Source organism: Actinomadura oligospora ATCC 43269 (assembly GCF_000518265.1).
Classification (GTDB): domain Bacteria; phylum Actinomycetota; class Actinomycetes; order Streptosporangiales; family Streptosporangiaceae; genus Spirillospora; species Spirillospora oligospora.
In genome coordinates this window covers 478,905-504,658 of sequence record NZ_KI912410.1, presented here as the reverse complement: position 1 = coordinate 504,658, position 25,754 = coordinate 478,905, and the positions used below count along the sequence as shown (strand labels likewise).

General features: G+C 72.7%; 20 protein-coding genes. 5 read left to right on the top strand and 15 right to left on the bottom strand.

All coding sequences use genetic code 11. The features are described from left to right. Positions 1-43 precede the first annotated feature (43 nt). Positions 44-1,747 (bottom strand): serine/threonine-protein kinase, encoded by a 1,704-nt coding sequence (locus P696_RS0133930; RefSeq protein WP_034488302.1) that lies wholly within the window; start codon positions 1,745-1,747, stop codon positions 44-46. A gap of 247 nt (positions 1,748-1,994) precedes the next feature. On the opposite strand from P696_RS0133930, the gene lysX reads away from it, so the two are divergent. Then, positions 1,995-5,294 (top strand): bifunctional lysylphosphatidylglycerol synthetase/lysine--tRNA ligase LysX, encoded by a 3,300-nt coding sequence (gene lysX / locus P696_RS0133925; protein WP_051468485.1) that lies wholly within the window; start codon positions 1,995-1,997, stop codon positions 5,292-5,294. 73 nt (positions 5,295-5,367) lie between these two features. Here lysX and P696_RS0133920 read toward each other — a convergent pair whose 3' ends face one another. The 5 genes from P696_RS0133920 to P696_RS0133900 all read right to left on the bottom strand — a co-directional run bounded on the left by P696_RS0133920 (position 5,368) and on the right by P696_RS0133900 (position 10,211). Then, positions 5,368-6,051 (bottom strand): hypothetical protein, encoded by a 684-nt coding sequence (locus P696_RS0133920; RefSeq protein WP_026415806.1) that lies wholly within the window; start codon positions 6,049-6,051, stop codon positions 5,368-5,370. 88 nt (positions 6,052-6,139) lie between these two features. Continuing rightward, the gene (locus tag P696_RS0133915) at positions 6,140-6,706 is read right to left on the bottom strand and encodes a methyltransferase family protein (RefSeq protein WP_026415805.1); all 567 of its coding nucleotides are present in this window, start codon (positions 6,704-6,706) and stop codon (positions 6,140-6,142) included. 134 nt (positions 6,707-6,840) lie between these two features. Beyond that, positions 6,841-7,143, bottom strand: coding sequence for a hypothetical protein (locus P696_RS0133910; RefSeq protein WP_157430085.1), 303 nt, complete (start codon positions 7,141-7,143; stop codon positions 6,841-6,843). Positions 7,144-7,490: 347 nt separating this feature from the next. Continuing rightward, the gene (locus tag P696_RS49915) at positions 7,491-8,771 is read right to left on the bottom strand and encodes an MFS transporter (RefSeq protein WP_157430084.1); all 1,281 of its coding nucleotides are present in this window, start codon (positions 8,769-8,771) and stop codon (positions 7,491-7,493) included. A gap of 243 nt (positions 8,772-9,014) precedes the next feature. After that, entirely contained in the window at positions 9,015-10,211 is a 1,197-nt protein-coding gene (locus tag P696_RS0133900) for an FAD-dependent monooxygenase (RefSeq protein WP_026415803.1), read from the bottom strand. 62 nt (positions 10,212-10,273) lie between these two features. Here P696_RS0133900 and P696_RS0133895 point away from each other — a divergent pair, with 62 nt between their 5' ends. Next, positions 10,274-10,849: a PadR family transcriptional regulator gene (locus P696_RS0133895; protein WP_026415802.1), complete on the top strand. Its 576-nt coding sequence runs from the start codon at positions 10,274-10,276 to the stop codon at positions 10,847-10,849. Between the two features lie 253 nt (positions 10,850-11,102). Here P696_RS0133895 and P696_RS0133890 read toward each other — a convergent pair whose 3' ends face one another. From P696_RS0133890 to P696_RS0133870, 5 genes are all read right to left on the bottom strand, one after another. Further along, a complete protein-coding gene (locus P696_RS0133890; RefSeq protein WP_026415801.1) occupies positions 11,103-11,750 on the bottom strand; it encodes a PhzF family phenazine biosynthesis protein in 648 nt (215 codons plus the stop codon). Positions 11,751-11,759: 9 nt separating this feature from the next. Next, complete coding sequence (locus tag P696_RS0133885; protein WP_026415800.1) at positions 11,760-17,978, bottom strand: hypothetical protein; 6,219 nt, start codon at positions 17,976-17,978, stop codon at positions 11,760-11,762. 198 nt (positions 17,979-18,176) lie between these two features. Continuing rightward, positions 18,177-18,356 carry a PspC domain-containing protein gene (locus P696_RS0133880; RefSeq protein ID WP_026415799.1) on the bottom strand — a complete coding sequence of 60 codons (180 nt, stop codon included), beginning with the start codon at positions 18,354-18,356 and terminating at the stop codon, positions 18,177-18,179. Between the two features lie 134 nt (positions 18,357-18,490). Then, on the bottom strand, positions 18,491-19,153 hold the full coding sequence (locus tag P696_RS0133875) for an HAD family hydrolase (RefSeq protein WP_342669050.1): 663 nt from the start codon (positions 19,151-19,153) through the stop codon (positions 18,491-18,493). Continuing rightward, on the bottom strand, positions 19,150-19,791 hold the full coding sequence (locus P696_RS0133870; protein ID WP_026415797.1) for an MBL fold metallo-hydrolase: 642 nt from the start codon (positions 19,789-19,791) through the stop codon (positions 19,150-19,152). The genes P696_RS0133875 and P696_RS0133870 overlap by 4 nt, the downstream gene beginning before the upstream one ends. A 113-nt stretch (positions 19,792-19,904) precedes the next feature. On the opposite strand from P696_RS0133870, the gene P696_RS49910 reads away from it, so the two are divergent. Genes P696_RS49910 through P696_RS0133855 form a run of 3 tightly spaced genes read left to right on the top strand, consistent with a single transcriptional unit; the run spans position 19,905 to position 22,299 of the window. Further along, positions 19,905-20,966, top strand: coding sequence for a phosphotransferase family protein (locus P696_RS49910; protein WP_157430083.1), 1,062 nt, complete (start codon positions 19,905-19,907; stop codon positions 20,964-20,966). After that, positions 20,963-22,057: an Rv3169 family protein gene (locus tag P696_RS0133860; protein ID WP_026415796.1), complete on the top strand. Its 1,095-nt coding sequence runs from the start codon at positions 20,963-20,965 to the stop codon at positions 22,055-22,057. The genes P696_RS49910 and P696_RS0133860 overlap by 4 nt, the downstream gene beginning before the upstream one ends. A 53-nt stretch (positions 22,058-22,110) precedes the next feature. Continuing rightward, positions 22,111-22,299 (top strand): hypothetical protein, encoded by a 189-nt coding sequence (locus P696_RS0133855; RefSeq protein WP_026415795.1) that lies wholly within the window; start codon positions 22,111-22,113, stop codon positions 22,297-22,299. An 85-nt stretch (positions 22,300-22,384) separates the two neighbouring features. On the opposite strand, the gene P696_RS0133850 is transcribed toward P696_RS0133855, so the two are convergent. The 4 genes from P696_RS0133850 to P696_RS0133835 form a co-directional block, all read right to left on the bottom strand. After that, positions 22,385-22,678 carry a Fe-S cluster assembly protein HesB gene (locus tag P696_RS0133850; RefSeq protein ID WP_026415794.1) on the bottom strand — a complete coding sequence of 98 codons (294 nt, stop codon included), beginning with the start codon at positions 22,676-22,678 and terminating at the stop codon, positions 22,385-22,387. 71 nt (positions 22,679-22,749) lie between these two features. Continuing rightward, complete coding sequence (locus P696_RS49905; RefSeq protein WP_051468483.1) at positions 22,750-23,835, bottom strand: alpha/beta hydrolase; 1,086 nt, start codon at positions 23,833-23,835, stop codon at positions 22,750-22,752. A gap of 176 nt (positions 23,836-24,011) precedes the next feature. Beyond that, complete coding sequence (locus tag P696_RS0133840) at positions 24,012-24,971, bottom strand: LLM class F420-dependent oxidoreductase (protein ID WP_026415793.1); 960 nt, start codon at positions 24,969-24,971, stop codon at positions 24,012-24,014. 9 nt (positions 24,972-24,980) lie between these two features. Continuing rightward, the gene (locus P696_RS0133835) at positions 24,981-25,748 is read right to left on the bottom strand and encodes an SDR family oxidoreductase (RefSeq protein ID WP_026415792.1); all 768 of its coding nucleotides are present in this window, start codon (positions 25,746-25,748) and stop codon (positions 24,981-24,983) included. Positions 25,749-25,754: the final 6 nt, after the last annotated feature.

The window sequence follows — 25,754 nt, the reverse complement described above, 5'->3', positions numbered from 1 at the left end:
CGGGCAGGGCCCCTGGTCATGGGAGTCGGCGGGGGCCGGGGGATCACTTGTCGGAGGTGAATCCGGCGTAGACGGGTTGTAGGGCGGACCAGGTCTTGTCCCAGTCGCTGTCGGGCGCGTAGAGGACGATCGCGTAGCCGTGGCCGCTCATCACGAAGCCCCGGTTGAGGGCGTGGAGGCGGCCGTTCTTCCCGTCGAACGTCCACTCCCAGTCGGCGGAGCGCACTCCGGTCGGGTCGCTGACGGGCTTCCCGGTGCGCACCGGCTGGATCGCGATCAGCTTGTAGCCCTTGAAGACGTGCTTGCGGGCGGGCTCGAGGTCCTTCCAGTCCTGGAGCGCGCTGGTGTCCGCCCTCTCCGCCCGGTCGACCTGGATGTAGGACTGGCGGTCCGGCGAGTAGAAGAACAGCCCGCCGCCGCCCTCCCGCCGCTCCGGCTTGCTCCAGTCCTGCGGGATCGGCAGAGAGTATCCCTGCGGGTCCTTGTAGGTGCGGAAGCCGGCGGGGACCGTGGGGGACGCCGGGGGCGCGCTCGACGAGGCCGGCTTGACGGGAGTGGTGGCCGTGGTCGTGGGGGCGTGGGACGCCGGGTGCGACGGGCCGCTCCCCGTCTTCGGGTCGCCCTTGCCGCGCGCGGCGCCCCAGACGATGCCCGTTATGGCCAGGATGATCACGATGATCATCGCGACGACCAGGAGGGCGCGGCGGGCGGAGACGCCCGCGAGCGCGGACGGGAGTCGCGGAAGCTGCGGACGGGTCGTCGGGCGGTCCGGGGACGGGGTGGTCTCGACGGACGGGGCCTGGTGGGTGTGCTCCTGCACGGCCGGGGGCGCGGGCGTCCGGTCCCTGGACGCGGGGGCCGGGGCCGGGGGCTCCACCGGGGTGTACTCGACGGCGATGGTGCGCTGGGTGTCGACCGTGGGGGCGCGGACGATGTCGTCGAGGAGGCGTCCGGCCTCGATCGCGTCCATGCGCTCGTCGGGGTTCTTGCGCAGCAGGCCCTGGATCACCGGGGTGAGGGGGCCGGAGCGGGTCGGCGGGTCGGGCTCCTCGGAGATCACCGCGACCAGGGCGGCCATCGGCTCGTTGCGCTCGAACGGGGAGCGGCCCTCGACCATGGCGTACATGGTGACGCCGAGCGACCAGAGGTCGGAGGCGGGGCCGGCGGTGCGTCCGCGGGCGCGCTCGGGCGCGATGTACGCGGGCGAGCCCATGACCAGGCCGGTCTGGGTGAGGGTCGCGTCGCCGGCGGCGGTGGCGATGCCGAAGTCGGTGAGGACGGCCCGGTCGCCGCCCGCGAGCAGCACGTTGGACGGCTTGACGTCGCGGTGCAGCACGCCCGCGTCGTGCGCGGCGTGCAGGGCCGCGAGCATCTGGCGGCCGATGTCGGCGGCCCGCTTGGGCGGGAGGGCCCCCTCCTGCTTGATCACCTGGTCGAGGGAGCGCGCGTGGATGAGCTCCATGACGATCCAGGGCCGGCCGTCCTCCTCCACGACGTCGTAGACGGTGACGACGCCGGGGTGGCCGAGGCGGGCGGCGGTGCGGGCCTCACGGAAGGTCCGCTTGTACTGGACGGACCGCTCCTCGTCGGTGAGACCATGCGGGAGGATGACCTCCTTCACCGCGACGTCTCGGCCGAGCACCTCATCATGGGCCTGCCAGACCGTTCCCATGCCACCACGACCGACCTGGGTCACCAGGCGGTAGCGGCGGGCGAGCAACCGCTCCCCGGTGGTCTCCTGTGGCATATCCGCGACCATATCGACTTTTGATGACAATCTTGGACCCGGCCCGCGAACGATCCTCTCACCCGCCGGCGCCGGCCGTGGCGAACCTCGCCGAAGACGGCCACGGCACACCGGGCCGATCGTCACCCTACCCAACAGACATAGGGGACGGACCGGACGGGATGGTGACTATCGTCAGCGGTAGGCGTGCTCAAGGCGTCACCCGGTACAAATATCCCTACATTCCGACAGTCCTGACGGGAGAACCATGGCGGCAACAGGCGAAACGGGGAGCCTGCGCACCGGTTGGCGAAGACTCGTGGAGGCGGCGCCCACCGTCTTCTTCTGGTACACCCGGCTCTCCGGGATCGTGTCCATCCTCTCCTGGCTGTCGTCGGACCTGATCGTCCGACTCGCCGACATCTGGGCCCTGCGGTGGCTCTACTACCTGGCGGTCTTCCCCAGCATCCCGTGGGGGCTGCTGTTCATCCTGCTGTCGATGGGGATCCGGCGGCGGAAGAAGGCGGCCTGGCGGGTGCTGGTGCTGCTGTTCGGCCTGTACACCGCGTTCTCGGTGGCGCTGCTGCTGCACACGGCGCTGGATCCGAGCCAGCCGACGGCCCTCGGGGAGGTCGCCACCACCGCCGCGTACGCGCTGGTGCTCGGCACGGCGCTGGCGTCGCGCAGCCAGTTCACCTCGCTGCCGGACCGTGCCAACCGCCGCCTGGCCGCCGTGGTGTTCTCGGTCCTGCTGGTGCTGAGCGGCGGCATCGGGACGTTCCTGGTCACCGTCACCGACGAGGACAAGGCGGGCAGCTTCTGGACGCACCCCTGGTACGTGGCGGCGCAGACCGTCCTCGGTGCGGGGATCACCGGGGAGCCGATAGACGTCAAGGTGCCCGGCTGGGTGGACGTGATCATCGGCGTGCTCGGCACCGGGCTGCTGATCGTCACCATGTGGGCGCTGTTCCGGCCCGGACGGCGGGACGCGGTGCTCAGTCCCGAGGAGGAGCTCGCCGCGCGCGGCCTGCTCGCGGAGTACGGCGACCAGGACTCCCTCGGCTACTTCGCGCTGCGCCGCGACAAGGACTTCATCACCGCGCCGAACGGCAAGGCCGGGATCGCCTACCGGGTCGAGGGCTCGGTCTCGCTGGCGTCCGGCGACCCGCTCGGCGACCCCGAGTCGTGGGACCAGGCGATCGAGGCGTGGCTGAACGAGTGCCGCACGCACTCCTGGATCCCGGGGGCGGTCAGCGTCGGGGAGCGCGCCGCCCACATCTACGCCCGGCACGGCTTCGATGCGCTGGAACTGGGCGACGAGGCGATCCTGGACCTCACCGACTTCAACCTGGACGGCCGGGAGATGCGGCAGGTCCGGCAGGCCGTCCACCGGGTGGAACGTGCCGGGTACACCGTGCGCATCCGGCGTCACTCGCAGATCCCGGACTGGGAGATGGCCAAGCTGATCCGCAACGCGGACGCCTGGCGCGGCGAGGCCACCGAGCGGGGATTCTCGATGGCCCTCGGCCGCCTCGGCGACCCGACCGACGGACGCTGCGTCATGGTCGAGGCGTTCGACTCCAGGGGCGAGCTGCGCGGCCTGCTGTCGTTCGTCCCGTGGGGACGGGCCGGGCTCTCGCTCGACCTCATGCGCCGCGACCGGGGCGCCGAGAACGGCCTGAACGAGTACATGGTCGCCAAGCTGGCCGAGCGCGCGGCGGCGGTCGGCGCGCAGCAGCTCTCGCTGAACTTCGCGATGCTGCGGTCGGCGTTCGAGCGCGGCTCGCAGATCGGCGCCGGGCCGATCGCGCGCTTCTACTACAGGCTGCTGTCGTTCGCGTCCCGGTTCTGGCAGCTGGAGTCGCTGTACCTGTCGAACTCCAAGTACATGCCGCACTGGCGGCCGCGGTTCATCTGCTACCGGCAGTCCCGCGACCTGATGCGGCTCGGCCTGGCCTACGCCCGCGCCGAGGGGTTCGTCCCGTCGCTGAACCGGATCAAGCTGGAGCGGGCCGCCAACCGCGTCCCGACGCCGGAGCTGGTCTCCAAGATCGCCGAGATCGAGGAGGCGGCGGAGGCCCGGCGCGCCCCGCAGCGCCGCCTGTCGGAGCAGGAGCGGGTCCGGCACGCCAAGCTCGCGCAGATCCGCGAGGCCGGGATGGAGCCCTACCCGCTCGGCTTCGAGCGGACCGACTTCGTCGCGGACGTCCTCGCCGCGCACCCGGGCCTCGCGCCCGACACCCGGACAGGGACGCGGGTCGCGATCGCCGGGCGTGTCGTCCTCGCCCGCGAGCACGGCCGCCTGGTCTTCGTCCGGCTGCGGGACGAGACGGGCGACATGCAGGTCATGCTGACCTCCGACGAGCTGGGCGACGAGCCGCTCGAACAGTGGAAGCGGCTGATCGACCTCGGCGACCAGGTCGGCGTGACCGGCGAGGTCGTCACGTCCCGGCGCGGTGAGCCGTCGGTGCTGGCGTCCCAGTGGAAGCTGACCGCCAAGTGCCTGCGTCCCCTGCCGAACAAGCGGACGGGCCTGTCCGACCCGGAGGCGCGCGTCCGGCAGCGGTACGTCGACTTCATCGTCAACGACGAGTCGCGGAAGATGCTGCGGATGCGCGGCGACGCCGTGGCGGCCGTCCGGGACACGCTCCGCGACGGCGGGTACCTGGAGGTCGAGACGCCGATGCTCCAGCCGATCCACGGCGGTGCGACGGCGCGTCCGTTCACGACCCGCATCAACGCCTACAACATGCAGCTCTACTTGCGGATCGCGCCCGAGCTGTACCTGAAGCGGCTGCTGGTCGGCGGCGTCGGCAAGGTCTACGAGCTGAACCGCAACTTCCGCAACGAGGGCGTGGACGCCACCCACAACCCCGAGTTCACGATGCTCGAGGCGTACGAGCCGTACGGGAACTACGACACGATGGCCGTCCTCACGCGCGACCTCGTCGTGAACGCGGCGCTCGGGGCGACCGGCGGGACGGTCGTGGTCCGCGACGGCGTGGAGTACGACCTCGGCGAGCCGTGGAAGGAGATCACCGTCTACGGCTCGGTGTCGGAGGCCCTCGGCGAGGAGGTCACCCCGGACACGCCGCTCCCCGCCGTCCGGCGTCTGGCCGACCGGATCCACCTCGGGTACGCGCCCGAGTGGGGGCAGGGACGGATCGTCCAGGAGCTGTTCGAGGAGCTGGTCGAGGGCGACCTGATGTTCCCGACCTTCGTCCGGGACTTCCCCGCCGAGACATCGCCGCTGACCCGCCCGCACCGCAAGGACCCTCGGCTCGCCGAGAAGTGGGACCTGATCGTCTTCGGGCTGGAGCTGGGCACCGCCTACTCCGAGCTGATCGACCCGATCCTGCAGCGGCGTCGGCTCACCGAGCAGTCGCTCCAGGCCGCCGGGGGGGACCCCGAGGCGATGGAACTGGACGAGGACTTCCTGCGCGCCCTGGAGTACGCGATGCCCCCCGCGGGCGGCATGGGCATGGGGATCGACCGTCTGCTGATCACGCTCACCGGGCGGTCGATCCGGGAGACCGTTCCGTTCCCGCTGGTGCGTCCCGGTATGTAGTTGTTCATTGCTTCTCGCTGACCCCGGCCCGGATTCCTTCCGGCCGGGGTCTTCTCTTTGGGGCAGGGCCTGCTTAGAGGAAGGGCCTGTGGACGGCGCGGAGATTGTGGTCGGCGAGCCACTGGCGGGCGCGTCCGCGTTGCCTCTCCTCACGGAACAGCTCCCAAGCGAACTCCAGGTGGGTTCCGGCCAGGGCGTCGGTGTAGGTGTGGACGGTCTGCATGGGGGCGGGGGTGTTCGCGCTCGTTTCGGCGAAAGCGAGCATGTCGTCGTGGGCCGACGCCATGTCTCTGTAGAGGGCTATGAGGTCGTGAGGGTCGGGGGTGCTGTGCGTGGCGTCCGGTTCCGGTTCCAGGTCGTCTTCGGCCAGGAGGTCGCCTGTCCGGAGGTCGAGGATCGTGATCGGATCGCCGTCCGCGAGGGCGTACGCCAGGGCTCCCAGGTCCACCGGGACGGGTTGGGCGTCGCCGTCGGGCTGGGAAGCGTCGGCGGAGCGGGCGTCCAGCGCCTGGCGGAGGGTCGCCGCTAGGAGCGCGTCACCGGGGGCGTCGCGGGCGTCCAGCGCGTCCAGGCATCTGCGGGCCAGGGGTTCGGCCTCGGTGCGACCCTCGCGCAGCGCGGCCGTCAGAAGGTCGCCCGCGAACTGCAGGACGGGTTCGACCGGACGGTTCCGGAGCATGCCGAAGGCGGCGGCCCCGTCCCCACGGAAGGCCGCCGCACGCAGCTCTGCCAGCGCGTCCGCGTCCCAAATCGCCACAGACCCCAGCCCCGTCCTCCCAGCGGAATGCGGTCGTGGCGCACCCTACGGCACACCTCTGACGATTCGCGTCCGGCCCCGTCCGGGGTCACCAGACGTACGGGACGAGGCGGGCGCGGGTCCGGGCGAACTCGCGGTAGGCGTCGCCCAGTTCGTCCGACAGGACGCGTTCCTCGACCCGGATGCGGACGAGCATCGCGATCGACACGCAGACCAGGAAGACGACCAGGGCGACAAGGTTCCCGAAGCTCAGCGCGGCCCCGACGAACACCAGCATCAGCCCGGTGTAGGACGGGTGCCGGACGACCCGGTACGGACCGCTCGACACCACCTGGTGCCCCTCCTGCACATGCACGCTGGACCGGAAGAACTTCCCCAGCGTCACTATGGCCCAGAACCGCACGGCCAGCCCGGCCAGCATGACCGCCGCCGCGACCAGGTAAACGGTCGTGCCTACGCGCCAGTCCAGGGACGGCACCGCGTGGCCGACCAGCGTGCCGACGACCGCGCCGCCGACGCCGAGGACGACGAAGAGCCCGAGCGTCCCGTGCTCGCTGACCCGCACCGTCGCGGCCTTGCGCATCTCCACGATCCGGAGGCCGATCTCGCCGCCCAGCCAGAGGATCAGTACCGCGTCGAAAATCCAGACACCCATGTCCTTCACCGCCGATTTCTCCGCCCGACGATTACCGACGGTAGCCGGGATGGTGGGTCGCGGTCATCGGCGGTGGGGTGGAGTCACACGCGTCCACCCGGGGGACGAGTCACCCGGGACCCGTCGCGCGGCGGCTAGTCGTCCTCCTGTTGACGCGCCATCACGATCGCTATCACGTAGGGCGCGAGGAGTTGCGCCACGGCCTCGGCGGCGCGGTCGGCCTCGCGGCAGGGGGCCAGCCAGACGCCCGTCCCGGAGCGGAACCAGCCTCCGTCGATCACCACGCTGTCGCCGATGCAGGTGCTCACCGGGGACAGCACGCGGAGCAGCGGGCGCTCGTCCTCGTAGCGGCGCACGACGTCCCAGCCGAGGCCGAGCAGGCAGTGGCGCAGGCGCTCCATCCACCGCCGCTCCCGGCGCGTGGCACTGGTTCTCATGACCGCCTCCGTGGGACGGGCTCCTCGACGCCCCGGCGAGCGGGACGTCCGGCTCAGCGGTCATCGTCGGCCACCGCCGGTTCCGCCCCGAGGCTCGTCCGAACGGCCTTGTCCTCCCCGGACGATTCCGGGGCCCGTCCATGACCGGCCCCGGCCCCCGCGTCCGGCGTCCTGGCTCGGGCTCGGCTCGTCCGCACGACGGCCGACGCCGCCAGGACGGGCGGGACGATGACCCTATCCGGGGCAGTGTGACGGAAGGCTTACCCTCAGGGACCCCGAACTCTCACCTTCGGCATGGGACCAGACGGGCATCGAACACCCGATTCCAGGATGACCCCGAGCAGGCGTCAACCGACGCTCCCGGCCCTCGCCTCCGCTCCCTGGGCGACGGATTCGGATTCGGCCTCGGGCTGCGCCGGGGCGGCGGGCGTCCGCCAGGGCAGGAAGACGACCGAGCCCATGACCAGGACGCCCGCGACCGCGACCGCCGTCCGGGCGCCCGTCGCGGCGGCCAGTCCGGCCCAGGCCAGCGTCGCCGCCGCGATGCCGACCTGCCCGCCGACCTTCCACGCGGTGAGGACGCGGGCGGTGGTGCGGTCGCCCGACAGCTCGAGGCGGCGCGTCGCGAACGCGGGGGTGAAGATCCCCGAGCCGACGATGAGATCGAGCTGGGACACCATGAACACGAGCAGTCCGAGCGGTCCGGGCCCGACGAGGGCCAGGCCGAGCAGCCCGGGGAGGCGTCCGGCGCCCGAGCCGACCAGGACGGCGCGCAGCCCGAACCGCGCCACCAGCGGACGCGACACGCGCGCGCCGAGGAGCCCGCCGAGGCACGGGACCCCGACGCCGAGGCCGTACTCCAGCGGCGAGAAGCCCAGGTCGTCGATCATCCGGAAGGTCATCAGCGGGGACACCGCCATGATCAGCGAGTTGCTCAGGACGGTGGCCGCGAACAGCAGGCGCAGCTCGCGGTCCGCGGCGATCACCCGCCAGCCCGCGGCGATCTCGGCGCGGCGGGACGTCCCGGCGCGCCGTTCGGGCGGGGCGGGCTCCGGCCGCTCGATCCGCCGGATCGCGAACGCGGAGCCGAGGAAGCTGAGCGCGTTCAGCACGACCGTCGCGACCGGCCCGAACAGCCCGATCAGAGCACCGCCCGACGGTGGCCCGATCGCCGTGGACAGCCAGTTCACGGACTCGAAACTGCCGTTGGCGTCGCCCAGCCGGTCGTTCGGGACGAGCGCCTTGAGGTGCGAGCCGGACGCCCCGACGAACACGATGTTCGCGACCGCGACGACCACCGCGACGACCAGCAGGTGCGTGTAGGTCAGCGCGTCCGCGAGGTAGGCCAGCGGGACGGTCGCGAGGGCGGCGAACCGCACGAGGTCCGAGCGGACCATCAGCCGCCGCTTCGGCCGGTACTCCACCCACGGGCCGAGCGGGAAGGCCAGCAGCGCGGCCGCCGCGCCGCCCGCCACCGCGATCAGCGACACGCGCGCCGCGTCCACGTGCAGGGCGAGGACCGCGATCATCGGGAACGCGTCCAGCGCGAGCCACGTCCCGAGGGCGCTGACCGCGTAGGCACGCCAGAGCCAGGCGAAATCCCGTCCGAGGGACAACCGGAGAGCCACATCCGGGATCCAACACCCACCCGTGACCTGCGCTCAAACAACGCGAACCGGCTTCCCCACAACCCGCGGTTGTACCCCGAGGTCGGCGGCGGTGGCCCGCATACCGCGTTCAGGCGCGGGCGTCCTGCCGCCGATGTGTTCCGGCGCGAGGCTGATGCCGGACGCGGAGCTGATGCCGGACGCGGAGCTGATGCCGGACGCGGAGCTGATGCCGGACGCCGGCGTTGTGACACGGGCGCTGGGTCAGGCGCGGGCGTTCCAGTCGATGTGGAACTTGTGGACGGGGGCGAACATCTGCTCCGGCGTCGGGAAGGACGGCTTGTCGCCCGTCTTCCCCGCCTTGGCCTTGTTCTTGCGCTGGGCGTCGCCGGTGATGGCCTCGACGCGCGGGCGGCGCAGGGCCTCGTAGGCGGCGAACGCCTCGGCGGCGGTCGGACGGTCACGGAGGCAGCGGGCCAGTTCGACGGCGCTCTCAGCGGCCAGCGACGCGCCCTGCCCGGAGCTGGAGGACGGCGCGTGCACCGCGTCCCCCAGGAGGACGATCCGGCCGGTGTGCCAGGTCGGGACGTCCGGCATGAATTCCATCGGGCCGACCACCATGAGGTCTTCCGGGGCGGTCCGTCCGATCAGGGCCTCGCCGGGGACGTGACCGGTGTACAGCTCGCGCAGGCGCGCGAGCCATTCCTCGTTGGGCACCTCACGGACCTCGGCGAACGTCAGCGACTCCTCGCGCGGCAGGCTTCCGAACCAGACGACGCGTCCGTCGGGGAGTGACCAGAACCCGAGGAACGTCCGGCCGAACGCGAAGTACATCATTCCGGACTCGATCGGGACGTCCAGGCCGCCTGACGCCGCAGCGTCCACGATGCCGCCGAAGCTGAGGACACCGCCGTAGCCCGGGGCGGGCGCGTCGGGGTCGATCAGGCCGCGGACGGTGGAGCGGATGCCGTCCGCGCCGATGAGGATGTCGGCGGTGGCGGTGGTCCCGTCGGCGAACTCGGCCGTGACGCCGTCCGCGTGCTCGACGACGTTGACCAGGCGCTTTCCATAGCGGATGTCGATGCCGCCCGCGATGGCGTGGTCGGCGAGCGCGCGGAACAGGTCGGCGCGGCGGAGGGCGAGCGACTCGGGCAGGCCGGGGAAGCCGTGGAAGTCGGCGAGGGTGCGTCCGGTGCCGTCCTGCATGACGACGCCCGGGACGGGCTGGCCGACCTCGCGGACCGCCTCGTCCGCTCCGACGACGGCGAGGGCCGCGAGGCCGTTGGGGGCGATGCTGAGCATCGCGCCGACGCCGTCGGCGGCCTCGGGACGCCTCTCGAAGACGGTGGCCTCGATGCCCGCCCTGGCGAGCGCGAGGGCGGTGACGGGGCCGGCGATGCCGCCGCCGATGACCAGGGCCGTGCGAACGTCGGTGATGCGAGTTCCGGTGGAGTTCGTCATGAATGGATAGTCACACTGAAACTAGTGTTGTGTCAACTAGTTGCGTGTCCTAGGCTGGCCGCATGGCCGTACGAAGCTCACCGCTCGCGCTGACCGTCCTGGCGTTGCTGCAGTACAAGCCACTGCACCCGTACGGGATGCAGCGGCTGATCAAGGAATGGGGCAAGGACCAGGTCGTCAACGTCGAGCAGCGGACGAGCCTGTACCGGACGATCGACCGGCTGGCCGAGGCGGGCCTGATCCGCGTCCACGCGACCGAGCGCGACCAGGCGTACCCCGAGCGGACCGTCTACGAGATCACCGGCGAGGGCCGCTCCACGGCGCGCACGTGGCTGGACGAGATGCTCGCGACGCCGCGCCGGGACTTCCCCGACTTCCCGGCCGCGCTCTCGAACCTGCTGATGATCGCTCCGGAGGAGGCGCTGTCGGCGCTGGAGCGGCGCGTCACGCGCGTGTCCGCCACGCTGGACGAGCACGACCGGATCCTCGCCGAGAGCGCGCGGACGGGGCTCGACCGGGTGTCCGGACTCGAGACCGAGTACGCGCGGACGGTCGCCGCCGCCGAGCACGCCTGGCTGCTGTCGGTGATCGACGATCTCCGTTCAGGCGCCCTCACCTGGACCGGCGCGACTCCGTAACCGTCCAGGCGGCGCGAGGCCATGAGCGGCGCCCTGAGGCTCCAGCACGAACCGCTGAAACCTTGCCAGGAGTAACGCGACCGCTGGGGACGCGAAGTCGCCGGGTCGCGTTTTCGGCCTTCTCTCCTTGCGCGACCAGTGCCGCAACACCACGGGCGACGGAGTTATCCACAGTTCGGGCGAGCAGTTCCGTGGGGCCGTCCGGCCGGGTCATCCTCGTCGTAGGAGGTGAGACCGATCCGACCCACGACACTCATCGCGACACGCGACCGCCGACCTCGATCAGGCCGTCCTCGAGCGGTCTGGTGAAGATCTGCGACCCGCGTCCCTGCGTCACGACGAGCGGCCGTCCCAGCTCGGCCGTCAGCAGCAGCGCGGCGGCGCCGGTCGCCTCGTCCTCGTCGATCCCGTCGTCCCGTCCGGGGAACCCCCGGGCCCTGATCCCCAAGGAGTCCCCGACCGCATCGTCCGTTCGCGCCCAGGCGTAGATCCACTCGCCGGGCGGCGGCACCTCCAACGCGTCCACCTCGCCGGACGACCCGTACTCACGCAGCGTCCGCGCGGGCGCCCAGTCCACCCGCGCCGCGATCCACGTGACGTCCCCGTCCCGGCGCACCGAGACCGTCCCGGCCGCCGTCACGAGTTCCGGCACGCCCAGCAACCACGCCGTCCCCACACACGGATGCCCGGCGAACGGCAGCCGCAGCGTGGGCGTGTAGATGTCGATCACTCCCCGCGCCGCGTCCTCCACGAACACCGTCTCACTGAACCCCAGCTCGCCCGCGACGGCCTGACGCTCCTCCCGCGTCGCCACCGCCGGGCCGTCCAGCACCACGCCGAGTTCGTTCCCGAACCGCCCGTCGGCCCCGCAGAAGACCCGGAGCACCTCATGATCCGTCACACACCGGAGTCAACCACGCTCATGCAACGCATACCGAATCCGCACCTCCACCAGCTCGGTCTCGTCCGCCGGACACGCCAGCAGCCGTGTGGCCCGAGCCACCACCTCGTCCTCCGAGAGCCCCGGAGCCGCCCGCAGCAACCTCTCCACCAGAATCCGCAGATCCTCCCGCGCATAGCTCACGATCGACCGGCCCGGCTCGATCCGAACCGCCGGCACGACCTCGTCCGCCCGGCCTCCGCCCGTCGCAGGCCCCTGCCCACCCGCGGAACCGCCCTCTTCACCCCGCGCGTCCGCTGCCTCGTGCACACCCTCGTCGACCGGCCCCTCATCCCGCGCATGCCGAGGTCCTGGCGCACCCCGCCCACCGGGGCCCTCCCCTCGCGCGGAGCCCGGGCCCGTCCCCTCGCCATGCACGCCCGCGTCACCCCGCGCATGCCTGGGAGCAGACGCGTGCCCCTCCGCAGGGCCCTGCCCGTGCGCAGAGTCCTCAACGCGCTCGCTCTCCTCACCACGCGCGTGTCTCGGTCCGGACGCGTGCCTCTCATGAGAAGCGCCGCTCCCAGCGTCCCCCTGCCCCCCACCACTCGCCCCCCGTGCAGAGCCCTCCTGGTCAACGTCCCCTCGAACATGCGCAGACCCGTCGCCACTCACAAGCCGCGCAGCGGAAGTCCGGCTCGGCAAAGCTGCACTCTCCGGCGTAGACGCCACGCCGGATATCCGGCGTGGCGAAGCCGTGTTAATCGGCGTGGACGCCACGCGTCCAGGAAGCGACCCGCCTTCCCCTTGCCCGCCTCCCTCGCCACGCACGTCGCCCCCAGCCCGGTCAGCACCCCCACCCACCGCGACACCGCTAGCCCGCGCAAGCCCCTGCACCGAGCCGTCACCTCGCACGTCACCCCCAGCCAGGTCAGCACCCTCGCCCGCCCCGACATCGCCTGCCCGCGCGGACTCCGGCCCCTCGACCGAGCCGTCCCCTCGCACGTCGCCCCTAGACAGGCCAGCACCCTCGCCCGCCGCGACGCCGCTTACCCGCGCGGGCTCCTGCACCTGCACCGAGCCGTCGCCTCGCGCAGAGCCCTCCACGCCTCCAGAGCCGCCGTCCTCGGACGCGTCCTGCACCTGCGGGGCATCCTCCGCACGCGCGGACATCCTGCCTCGCACATGCTCCTCAAGGCGCGACTCAGACCGCCCTCGCGCGTTCCCCAGAGCCGGGCCAGCCGCCTCCCCCTGCCCGGAGTCTTCAGTCTCTCCGCCGCTCCCGGCATGCGGAGCCGCCTGAGCAGGCCCGCGCCCTTCGGAACGCACCGCCTCGCGCGCGTCGCCCTGCACAGCGCCCGGGCCGCCCGGAGGCGCGAACACCGCTGGCCGCGCGCCCACCCATCCCTCACCCGAGCCCTCGCCCTGGTCCGCCACCTTGGCCAGCGCCGAACCAGAGGCACTCCCAGAGCCCTCGGCACCCACACCACCACGCGCGCCCGCCCGGCCGCCTCCACCGTCCCCGGCGTTCGACAACATCTCGGCCCGCACGGCATCAGACACGCCCGCAACGCTCGCGGCATCCACTTCACCAGACGCGCCCGCCATCCCGTCCGCACCACCCGTGACGTGCGACAGCGCCTCGGCCTGCGCGGCACCCGACGCGCCCGCCAAGCCCTCAAGGGCCACACCACTGTGTGCGCCCGACGGGCCGTCCGCACCGCCCGTGGCGTACGACGACCCCTCGGCCTGAGCGGCATCCGACGCGCCCGCAACGCTCTCCGCACTCACATCCGGGTATGCGCCTGCCGTGCCCTGCGCGGCACCGCCAGCTCGCGCCCGCACGTCACCGTCCACGCTCTGAGGCGCGCCATTCCGGGCAGCGCCAGGCTCGTGGGTGCTCCTTCCCGAATCCCCATCCTCCGCTTCGCGCCCGTAATGCGCCCGGGGCTCGCCCCCCACCGCGCCCTCGCCACCACGCGCGATACCGCCACTCGACACCACCCCGGGAACACGCGGACCAGCCCCCACGCCTTCCCCCGGCCCGCGCGGGCCAGCCTCCACTCCAGTTCCCGGCCCGCGCGGGCCAGCCCCTGCCCCCCGGCCCGCCGCGAGCGAGCCAGCTTCTACTCCAGTTCCTGGCCCACGCGGGCCAGCCTCTGCTCCCCCGCCTGGCCCGCGCGGGCCGCCCTCAGCGCCCGCTCGCGGCGCGTGCGGGCCGGTCTCCCTCGCGCCTGGCACGCGCGAGGCAGCGCCGGCTTCCATACGTGCGCCACGTCCGGATCCCGCCGTGGACGCCTCACTCCGCGCAGAGACGTCCGAGGGCTCGAAGCCCTCCGCGTCCTCACCAGCGTGCGCGATCGGGCCACTCGGTGCGTGGCCTTGCATCTGCGCGTCCTCGGCCTCCGTGGCTTGCACGGCGCGGGCGGAATCGGCGACATGTGGCGTCCCCTCGTGGGGCCGAGGACCCCCGCCCGGACGCGCCCGTGCGGCTTCTTCCTCACTCGGGGCGACCTCGGCACGTCCGGAACCCTGCGTACGCGCATTGGGCTCAGCGTCACGCGCTTGATCGCGTCCTGGTGCTTCAGCGTCCGCAGCTTCGGCCCCCTGCGTGGGCCCGTTGTCCGACTCAGAAGTCCGTGGGTACGCGGTGTCCTCAGCAGACGCCAAGTCCCGCGCTGGCCCAGCTGTCCCATCCCGCACGTCCGGCTCACCACGAGCCCCAGACTCCGCGCGCACGCCATGCTCGGCACGAACATTCGGCTCCACAGGTACACGCGGTTCGGTAGGCGCGCTGGGCTCGGTGGGCGCATCGGGTTCAGCAATGACGCCTGGCTCCGTAGGTTCACCCGGCTCGAGGCGCACGCCTGGCTCCGCACGCACGCTCAGCTCCGTGTGCGCGCCTGGCTCCGCAGGTACACGCGATTGGATGCGCGCGCTGGGCTCGGTGCGAGCGTCGGGCTCAGCACGGACGTCGGGGTTGAGGTGCTTGTTGGGGGCGGGGTGGGGTGGGGCTTTGGTTGGGGGGAGTGCGGAGGCGGGGTGGGTGGGCTGCGAGCTCGATGGGTTGTCGGCGTCTGGGCGGGTGTGGGTGTTTGTTGGGGGTTTACGGGGTTCCAGGGCTCGGGAGAGGAGGGCCTGGTAGAGGGGGGTGGTGGGGGACAGGGATTCGTGGAGGTCCTGTGGGAGGGGTGGGCGTGGGGCGTCCAGGGGTGGGAGGTCCTCGCCCGGACGGCCCAGGAGGATCACGCGGGGGGTGTACCAGAGGAGGAAGAGGGCTTCGGGGCCGGCGTCGTGGACGCCGTCGAGGATGATCGCGTCGAGGGAGTCGGGGGCCGCGGGGACGGCTGCGGGGACGTCCCAGAGGGGGACGGCGTCGGGGTCGATCCGGCGGGCGGCGGTCCACGAGGTCGTCCAGGTGCGGGGCAGGGACGCGAAGGCGGACGGGTCGGCTGCCATACGGGCAGTGAGGTCGGGGTGGACGGTGTGGAGGCGGCCGAGCAGGGCGTCGCGGCGGGTCCGGATGCGCTGGGAGTCCGCCAGGGCGTGGAGGGCTCGGGCGTAGGCGTCCGGGTCGCGGGCGTCCAGGGTGGCGCGGAGGTCGGTGAGGGACGGGTCGATCGCGTCCCTCAGGTGGGTGAGGGCGGCGGAGGCGCGGTCCGCCTCGGTGGCGAGGTGGGCGGCGGCGAGGCCGATGGTCAGGCCGTGCCACTGGAGGGGGTGCGTCAGCGGGATGCCGAGTTCGGCGACCTCGTTGAGGACCGGGGAAAGGATGCGGACGCGGGCCAGGCGGGCGTGGGCCTCGGCGAAGCGGGCGGCGCGGTCGGCGAGGGGAAGGTCGGCGCGGAAGGGGACGCCCGCCGCCTCCCAGGTGTAGTGCAGGTCCTGGCAGGTGACCTCCGCCGTGAGGTGGGTGAGGGCGATCTCCAGCAGGGGGAGCGTGGTCGGCGGCTGGCCGTCGACGGTGGCGGAGGCGAGGAGGGGTTCGGCCTTGCGCTGCGCGGCGGAGCGCATCGGGCCGCGTTTGAGGGTGCCGCCGGTGAGGAGGTGGGCGCGGAGTTCGTGCGCGGCGTCGGCGAGGTCGCGAGCGGACACGTCCGGCGGGAGGAGGACGCGGTGGCCGCGCAGCGAGCGGAGCGCGCGCTGGGCGCGGTCGGCCTGGACGGCCATCTCGAAGACGCGGTCCCAGGCGGGGAGGTTGCGGCGGGCGAGGATGTCGGCGAACGCGCGGGCGGCGGGGTCGGCGGACGGCCAGCGCGACGGGTGCCCGCCGAGGCCGAGTTCGTTGAGGATGCCGTCCACCTGCGCGACGCGTCCGGTCAGGCGGGTCAGCACGGCGGGGTCGAACTGGCGGAGGCGGCGCGCGACCTCCCCGGACGCCTCCGGCGGGACGGCCCGTTCGACGTTCACGAGCGCGCGGATCCGGTTCGGGTCGGGGAGCGCGGCGGTGTCGGCCGGGGGCGCGAGCGTGCGCTGGGTGAGCAGGCGCAGGAGTTCGGCGGCCTCGCCGTCGGTGAGCGGCGGGACCTCGGGCAGGTCCGGGCGCGGCGGGATGCCGCCGGTGTCGGTGTCGGGCCGGACGACCAGGACGCGGCGTCCCTGCGCGGTCATCCCGGCGAGCATCCTGGCGGCGGCGTCCGGCTCCGGGTCCGGAACGTGCAGGACCATCAGGTCGGCGGCCAGGAAGCGGACCAGGCCGTCCGGCGGCGGGTCGGCGAGGCTGGAGATCAGCAGGTCGTAGTGCGCGGCGAGGCCGGTGCTGCGCGGCCTCTGGCGGACGACCAGGGCGGGCGCGAGCCGCACCGCCGGGATCTCCCCCGGCTGCCCGCCCGGCGCCCAGTCGTCGCGGTAGACGAACGCCGGGTCGTCGTCGGTGGCGAACGCGGCGGTGCACCATTTGCGCAGGACGTCCGAGACCGAGGCGCGCAGCGCGAAGCCCTGGCCCGCCTGGACGGCGTCCCAGACCCAGGCGGCGTGGCCGGGCTGGTAGCCGGGCACGTCCGCGAGCAGCTCGTGGTCGAGCGGAGTCGTCGGCCCGGACACGATCACGTCGACGCGCTCGGTCCGGTCGTCCAGGACGATCTCGACGGGCGTGGACAGCAGGTGCCCGCGCACCGGCGGACCGTCCGGGGGACGCCACGACAGCAGACCCGTGACCAGCGCCAGGTCCTGGTCGGCGAGATCGCGCAGGGCCCGGTACCAGTGCCGCATCTCCAGCCAGGTGTCGAACTCGACCGGCACGGACGGAGGCCGCAGCGGGATCAGCGGCACGCTGAACAGCACCTGCCCGGGCCCCGCCTCCGCCTCCACGAACACCTCGGCGGGCAACTCAGACAACCAGTGCACGCCGGACGCCGCCGCGTGCCCGCCGGCCCCGGACGCCACCAGATGGCCGCCAGAGGCCCGCCCGGCGGCCGCCGCGTACCCACCCAGATGATCACTGCCACCCACCGCGTGCCCGCCCGACGCGGCCGCCTGAGGCCCCGACACGCGACCACCCGGCGCGTGGGCACCGGACGCGTTGGCACGCTCCCCGGAGCCGTACTCGGACGCCCCCGCACCCGAGCCGTACTCGGACGCGCCCCCGCCAGAGACGCGCTTGGGCGCGCTCGCGCCGGAACCGTACTCGGGCCCGCTCGGGCCAGAGCCGTACTCGAGCGCGCTTGCGCCAGAGCCGCGCTCGGACGCGCTCGCGCCAGAGCCATACTCGAGCGCGCTCACGCCAGAGCCGTGCCCGGACGCGCTCGCGCCAGAGCCGCGCTTGGACGCGCTCGGGCCGGGGCCGTACTCGGGCGCGCTCGGGCCGGAGCCGTGCTTGGGCGCGCTCGGGCCGGGGCCGTACTCGGGCGCGCTCGGGCCGGAGCCGTGCTTGGGCGCGCTCGGGCCGGGGCCGTACTCGGGCGCGCTCGGGCCGGAGCCGTGCTTGGGCGCGCTCGGGCCGGGGCCGTACTCGGGCGCGCTCGGGCCGGAGCCGTGCTTGGGCGCGCTCGGGCCGGGGCCGTACTCGGGCGCGCTCGGGCCGGAGGCGTGCTTGGGCGCGCTTGCGCCGGGGGGGTGCTCGGGCGGGTGGGTGTGGCCTTCGGAAGCGTGGGCGGGCGTGTCGGGGGTGGGAGGGGTGGGGCCGGATGGGCCGCGGCGGGAGCGCGCGCGGGCCAGCTCGCCGAGGTGGCGCAGGAGGGCGCGCGTCACGGCGAGCGGGTCCGGGGCGGCGTGCGCGCCGGTCGCGGTCGGCGGGGGGAGATCCGGCACAGGACGTCCTTTCCGGAAGTACCCCCAGATCTAACACCCCGCCGGGCCCCCGTTCCAGCGAACGGGGCGTATCCGCCCGGTGCGGCGGCGCCGCCTTGACTCGGCCGGGTCAACGCGGCCCGCCGTGCGGCGGCCGGACGTCCCGTCGACCCGATGCTCCTGGACCGCAGGGACCGCGCCAGCATGGCCGTCGGGGCGCTACTCGCTCGGGAGCATGATCCAGAGGACGATGTAGACGACGAACTGCGGGCCCGGCAGCAGACAGGACAGCAGCGCGAGCAGCCGGACGGTCCACGGGCTCATCCCGAAGCGCCGGGCGAGGCCCGCGCAGACGCCACCGATGACGCGGCCGTGGCGAGGACGGTAGAGGCCGTTCATGTCGTTGTTCTCCCTCGGGGATCGTCGGACCGCGCGTTCGCGGTCACGACAACGACACTATGAATCGGACACCCGGCCCCACATCGCCCTTCCGGCTGGTTCGCACGCCCTACTCCGGGTCTAGGGGGCTTCCCCTAGGGGGAGTTGAACTCGGCCACGCGCGCGGGGAGGGAGGCCAGGTCGTCCAGGACGAAGGTGGCCTGGGCCTCGGCCTCCGGATCGCGCCAGATGTGGCCCCAGGGGCCGCGGCGCAGGAAGGCGGTGCGCATCCCGAAGCCGGCGGCCGGGAGGACGTCGTTGTCCAGCCGGTCCCCCACGTACAGGACGTGTTCGGGCAGCGCGTCGGCGAGCTGGGCGCAGCGTTCGAAGAACTCCTGGTCGGGCTTGCTGACGCCCCACACGTCGGAGATCCCGAGGACGTCGGCGTCCAGGTCGAGCGCCTCGATCTGCTCGGCGGCCTCGACCGGCTGGTTGCCGGCGATGCCGATGAACAGTCCCTGGGCGCGCAGCCCGGCGAGGCATTCGCGCACGTCCGGGTACAGGTCGGACGGCCCGAACCCGTTGGGGACGCCCGCCTCCGCGCGCGCCTTCTCCTCCCGCTCCAGATCGAAACCCGGACGGAAGTACTCGAACACGTCCATGTTGGACGCGCCCTCGGAGATGAACGCGCCGAGGACGGTGAGGAAGGTGTGCCGGGGGACGCCGAGCCAGTCGGCCCAGCGGGCGTAGATCTCGCCCTCGCTGATCAGGGTCTCGCCGATGTCGAAGAAGACGGCCTCGACGCGCACGCTCGTCACAGCTCCACCGACTCACCGGGCGCGAGGCGGCGGAAGTCGCGGCCGAGCTCCTCGCCCGCCGCGTCGACGTGCTTGTTCATGACGCCGATCCCGGCGTCGTTCAGCAGGCCGTCGTGGATCACGAACGCGCGCTCGGGGTTCACGGCGCGGGCGTAGGCGTACAGCTCGGGGACCTTCATCCAGGGCGCGTTGCCGGGCAGGCACAGCGTCCGGACGGTCTCGGACGGCACGGTCAGCGCGTCCCCGGGGTGGAAGACCTCGCCGTCGACCAGGAAGCCGGAGTTCGGGATCGGCGGGACGTCCGGGTGCAGGATCTCGTGCTCCTCGCCGTAGACGTGCACGTCGAACCCGGCGACGGTGACCGCGTCGCCGTGCCCGACCTCGTGGACGCGTCCGCCCAGGTCGGCGAGGGACGCGGCGACGGCGCGGGAGCACCAGACGTCCAGCCGCGGGTCGGCGGACATCGCGGCGCGCAGCCGGTCCGGGGCGAAGTGGTCGAAGTGCTCGTGCGTGATCAGCACGGCGTCCGCGCCGTCCAGCGCGCCGGTCTCGGGCGTGAGCGCGCCGGGGTCGATGACGAGGGTCCGGTCGTCCTTCTGGAGCCGCACGCAGGCGTGGCCGAGCTTGGTGAGCCGCATTCGCCGATTTTTTCACGCCCGCCCCGCGCCCCCGCACACCGGTCGGCATTGACCGGAACGGGGGCCGTTGATAGAACACGTTCTAGTTTCACCTTCCGGAGGTGCCCGTGCCGGTGCCCGACCTACGTGATCCCGAGGTGACCCGCGACGCGCTGACGCGGTGGCTGGCGGGCCGGCTGCCCGGCGCCCGCATCCCGGTGATCGAGACCCCGGAGACCAGCGGGTTCTCGTCCGAGACGCTGATCTTCGACGCCGTCTGGACGGACCCGAGCGGCATGGAGAACCACGAGCCGCTGGTCGCGCGGGTCGCGCCGTCCCGCTACCAGATCTTCCCCGAGCCGCGGTTCGGCGAGCAGTACCGGCTGATGCGCGTGCTGGACGAGCGGACCGACGTGCCCGTCCCGCCGATCCGCTGGTACGAGCCGTCCGACGGGCCGCTCGGCGCGCCGTTCTTCGTGATGGGACGCGTCGAGGGCCGCGTCCCGACCGACATGCCGCCGTACCACATGGACGGCTGGGTCACCGGGGTCCCGGAGGCGGAGCGGGCCGCGATGTGGTGGTCCACGCTGGAGATCCTCGCCCGGCTGCACACGCTCGATCCCGACGCTCTCGGCCTCGGCTTCCTGGACCAGCCGAAGTGGGGCGAAACGGGCCTGGACCAGCGGCTGAACTACTACGAGCACTACCTGCACTGGGCGTACGACGGCCCGCAGGAGACCGCCCTGCGCGCGCTCGACTGGCTGCGCGCCCACCGTCCCGCCGAGCCGGACGGCCCGAAGGTCCTCTGGGGCGACGCCCGGATCGGGAACGTGATCTTCCGGGAGGGCCTGCCCGCGGCCGTCCTGGACTGGGAGAACGCCGTCCTCGGCGCGCCCGAGGAGGACCTCGCCTGGTTCCTGTTCCTGGACCGGCACCACAGCGAGGGGATCGGCGTCCCGCGGCTTCCGGGATTCCCGTCCGCCGCCGAGACCGTCCGCCGCTACTCCGAGACGCTCGGCCGTCCGATGCGGGACATGGAGTTCTACGAGGTCCTGTCCGGTTTCAAGTTCTCGGTGATCATGTCCCGGATCGGGCAGGCGATGATCGACTTCGGCTGGATCCAGCCGGACGACGCCTTCCCCCACGACAACAACTGCACCCGCCTGCTCGACCGCATCCTGGGAGGTCTCGCGTGACGCTCTCGCCGCTGGACGACTACCCGATCCACCAGGCCCCGGAGGTGATGCGGCACGTCGCGACCTCCGACCGCAACTTCTACGACCGCTACTACTTCAACGTCCACGACACCTCCGGCGAGTTGATGATGCTGATCGGCGTCGGGCAGTACCCGAACCTCGGCGTGACGGACGCGTTCGCGGTCGTCCGGCGCGGGCCGTGGCACAAGGTCGTCCGCGCGTCGCGCGAGCTCGGCGCGGACCGCATGGACACCACCGTCGGGCCGTTCCGCGTCGAGGTCATCGAGGGCCTGCGGAGGCTGCGCGTCGTCCTGGACGAGACCGAGCACGGCCTGTCGTTCGACCTGACCTGGGACGCGTCGGTCCCGGCGCAGCTCGAACCGCCGCACTACGTCCGCTGGCAGGAGCGCGTCATGTTCGACTCGCGCCGCCTCGCCCAGACCGGCCGCTGGACGGGCCACATCCTCCTGGACGGCGAACGGATCGACGTCACACCCGACGCCTACTGGGGATCGCGCGACCGCTCGTGGGGCATCCGCCCGGTCGGCGAGCCCGAGCCGCCCGGCATCCAGGCGAAGAACGCGGGCACCTTCTACTGGGTCTACGCGCCGTTCCAGTTCGACGACCACTCGGTGCTGTGCATCCTCCAGGAGGACGAGAAGGGACGCCGCGTCCTCGAGGAGGCCGTCCGGATCTACCCGGACCCCGAGCGCGAACCCGAGCATCTCGGACGCCTGGACTACCGTCCCGTCTACGCCGAGGGCACGCGGGACGTCGTCACCGCGACGCTCGGGTTCCATCCGCCGGGCGGCAAGCCGTTCGAGATCAAGGTGACGCCGATCCTGCCCGTCCACCTGATGGTCGGCACCGGCTACGGCCTCGAACCGGACTGGAAGCACGGCATGTACCAGGGGCCGGGGCCGGTCGTCCAGGGCGTCGCGTACGACACCCGCGTCCCGGCGGACGCCGCGCGCATGTGGGGCATGGTCGACGCCGTGGGCCGCTACGAGTACCAGGACGGCTCGGGCCGGACCGGCTACGGCCTGTTCGAGTACTGGGCGCTCGGACCGCATCCCACGTTCCCCGGGTGACGCTTCCGGCGGACGCCCGCCCGGCGTGACGGGCGTCTGCCAGACTGACCGCCGTGGACACCGGAGACGACGCGGGCCGGGCCCCGCGAGAGGAGCTGGACCGGCAGGTGCGCGGCCACTACGGCAACTGGCGCGACCAGCCCAAGGGGCTGGCCTGCGCCGTCGTCGCCGCGTTCTGCCTGCTCACGACCCTCGCGCTCGGCGTGGTCGTGCTCCTGATCGTCCTCGCGATCAACCGCTGAGAGCCCGCCCGTGAGCCCCCCGTGAGGCCGCGAAGCGGGCTGAGAGGCCGTACAGGCGGCCCTGAGAAGGTCGTGGGCGGCCGGATCAGGTTCCGGCGGCGGTGTCCGCGAGGGTGAACGCGACGTCCCCTCCGGCGTCCACCTTGGCGTCAAGGGTCATGTCGGAGAGCATCTCGGCGGTGCTGCGCTCCAGGTAGACCCGCGCGCCCTGCTCCTCGACGACCTCGTCGCCCGCCTCCGGCGCGGGCGCGACCGAGAGTTTGAGCGAGTCGGAGCCGTCGATGCCCTGCTGGATGCGGATGCCGCTCTCCGGCGGGAGCTGCGGATCGGCGGTGACGGTACGGATGACCTGGACGGCGTCGTTGGTCAGGGTGAGCATGGGAGCTGACTTCCTCTTTGCCTATGGGTTCGGACCCGCACCCCCTGCCCTGGTTCGGCGTCCGTAAACACTCAGCTCGGGCCCGTCACACGTTGCGTGAGCCACTCGAACGACTTCGGGAGCATCCCTTCCCACACCTTCGGGAGGTGCCCGCCGTTGTCCAGGATGTACTTGAACGTCCGCGTCGGGGGCTGGACGTGCGTGACCATGTCGTCGATCGCGGCGGCCGTCCCCCGGTCGGTCCGGGTGCCGCCGAGCAGCAGGTCCACAGGCGGACGCGTCGCGAGCAGTTCCCTCGGGCTGTTGGCGTGGACGGCGTTCGCGTCGCGGGTGATATCGGGCGAGGTCGGCTTGAAGTAGCCCGCGAGGCTCACCGCCGCGCGGAACAGGTCCGGCCGCTGCTCGGCCAGCTTCACCGCGCAGAACCCGCCGGTCGAGTAGCCCATCGTCGCCCACGACTCGGCGTTCGGCAGCGCCCGGAAGTCGCGCGTCACGGCCGTCCGGACGTCGGTGGTGAGCCAGGTCGCGACGCGCGGGCCGCCCGCGATGTCACTGCACTCGGTGTCGCGGCCGGGCTGGACGGTGATCGTCGGCGAGACCAGGATGTACGGCTTGGCCTGGCCGTTCTTCATCGCCTTCTCCAGCTCGCCGGCCACGTGCAGCGCGCCGAACCAGGTCCAGGACGAGCCGGGGAAGCCGGGCAGCAGCTCGATCACCGGGAACCGGCGTCCCCGGTACTCCGCGTCGTCGTACTGGGGCGGCAGCCACACCCGGACCTCGGCGCGGATCCCGGACATCGCGCCCCGCGGATGCCCGACGTGCGTCCGGCTGTCCCGGTCGAAGCGGAACCCGCCCTCGTCCAGGCCGCGTCCGCCCGCGGGCCGCGTCAGCGTGGGCCCGGCCGCCTCGATGTTCCCGTTGCGCCCGGCAGTCCCGAACAGGTCCGCCCACGTCGGGTACAGGTGCAGGCTGCGGTTCAGCAGCGTCCCGACCAGCAGCAACGCCGTCGCCTGGCACAGCGCGATCATCCCGAGCCGCGCCGCCACCCGCACGGCGTCCGGTCCCGGCACCCGGTTCCAGGCCGCCAGGCAGCCGACCGGCGCCGCCAGGGCGAACACGACGAACAGGACGAGCAGCGGCCAGCCCAACAACGACATCCGGATCGGTCCCCCGTCAAGGTGCGCACCTCCCGAGGGTGCAGCGAGACCCTAGGGAACCCATCCGAATCCGGCGTGAACACCCCGTAAATGAGCGGAGCTCCCGGCGCCTCGACGGCGCCGGAAGCTCCGCGCACCGACCGAATCCACGCGAGCGCGAAGGGGTGGGGCGGGGGTTAGTCGTTGGTGGGGGCCAGGGCTCTCACGGCCTCCGGCAGGGACAGGCCGCCACCGGGGACGACGGCCAGGACGGGGGTCGTGAGGCCGTTGTCGACGTACTCGCGGACGCGGGCGCGGCACGCGGACGGGGAGCCGTGGACGATGAGGTCGTCGACGACCTCGTCCGGGATGACCTCGAGGGCCTTCTTGCGGTCGCCCGCCGCCCACGCCTCGTTCATCGGGGCGAGGGCGTCGCCGCGGCCGAGCCACTCGTGGAAGGCGCGGTAGACGGGGACGGTCATGTACGCGGCGATCATCCAGCGGCCGATGGCGCGGGCCTCGTCCGCGTCCTCGGTGGGGCAGACGAAGAGGCGGGCGATCAGCTCGGGCTCGTCGCCCAGCTCGGCGCGGACCTTCGGGACGTCCGTGGGGGCGAGCCAGTTGGTGATCGCGCCGTCGGCCTCGCGGGCCGCCAGGCGGAGCATGCCGGGACGGAGGGCGGCGAGGACGATCGGGGGCGGCGTCGCCGGGGCCCGCTCCAGCTTGAAGCCCTGGACGGAGAAGGTGGCGTAGTCCTCCTTGACCTTCTCGCCCGCGAGGGCGCGGCGCAGGAACCGCAGGGTGTCGCGGACGCGCTTGTACGGCTCCTCGAACGGGATGCCGTTCCAGCGTTGGACGATCGTGTCGGACGAGGTGCCGACGCCCATGACGAAGCGTCCGGGCGCGAGGTCGGCGAGGGTGGCGGCCTGCTGGGCGAGCAGGGCCGGGCCGCGCGTGTAGACCGGCACGATGGCCGGGCCGAGGCGCAGTTCGGGCGCCCACTGCGAGGCGAGGGCCAGCGGGGTGAACGCGTCGGTGCCGTTCGTCTCGGCCGACCAGGCGTCGGTGTAGCCGAGGGACGGCAGTTCGGCGACGAGCGCGGCGTGCTCGGCGAGCGGGACGCCGGTCAGCGGAATGGTGAGTCCCCAGCGTGACATCGCGTCCCCCTAGGCGATCGAGGGACGGATGGTCGCGCCGCCGTCGACGACCATGGTCTGCCCGGTCATCCAGGACGAGGCGGATCCGGCGAGGAAGACGGCGGCGTTCGCGATGTCCTCGGGCTCGCCGATGCGGCCGAGCGGCATGTACTTGTTGATCTGCTCCTCGTTGTTCTCCCACAGCGCGCGGGCGAGGGCGGTGCGGACGAGGCCGGGGGCGATGCAGTTCACCCGGACCTTCGGCGCCAGCTCCATGCCGAACTGGCGGGTGATGTGGATCACGGCGGCCTTGGTGGCGTTGTAGTAGCCGATGCCATGCTCGGTGACCAGGCCGCCGACGGACGCGATGTTGATGATCGACCCGCCGCGCTCGGCCATGGACGCCCTCCAGGCCAGCTGCGTCCACTGGACGACCGCGAACTGGTTGACCTGGACGGTCTTGGCGGCGGCCTCCGGGGAGATGTCGGTCATCGCGCCGAAGTGGGGGCTGGTCCCGGCGTTGTTGACCAGGACGTCCACGGCGCCGAACTCGGCGACCGCGGCGTCCACGCAGGCGGCGGCCTGCTCGGCGTCGCCGACGTGGGCGGCCTTGGCGAACACGCCCACGCCCGGGTGGGCGGCGCGGATCTCGGCGGCGACCTCGTCCAGGGCCTCCTGCTTGCGCGAGGAGAGCACCACGTTGGCGCCCTCGGCGGCGAACGCGGTCGCGATCGCCCGGCCGATCCCCCGGGACGCGCCCGTGACGAGCGCGGTCTTGCCCTCAAGTCCAGTCCGCATGTGCTG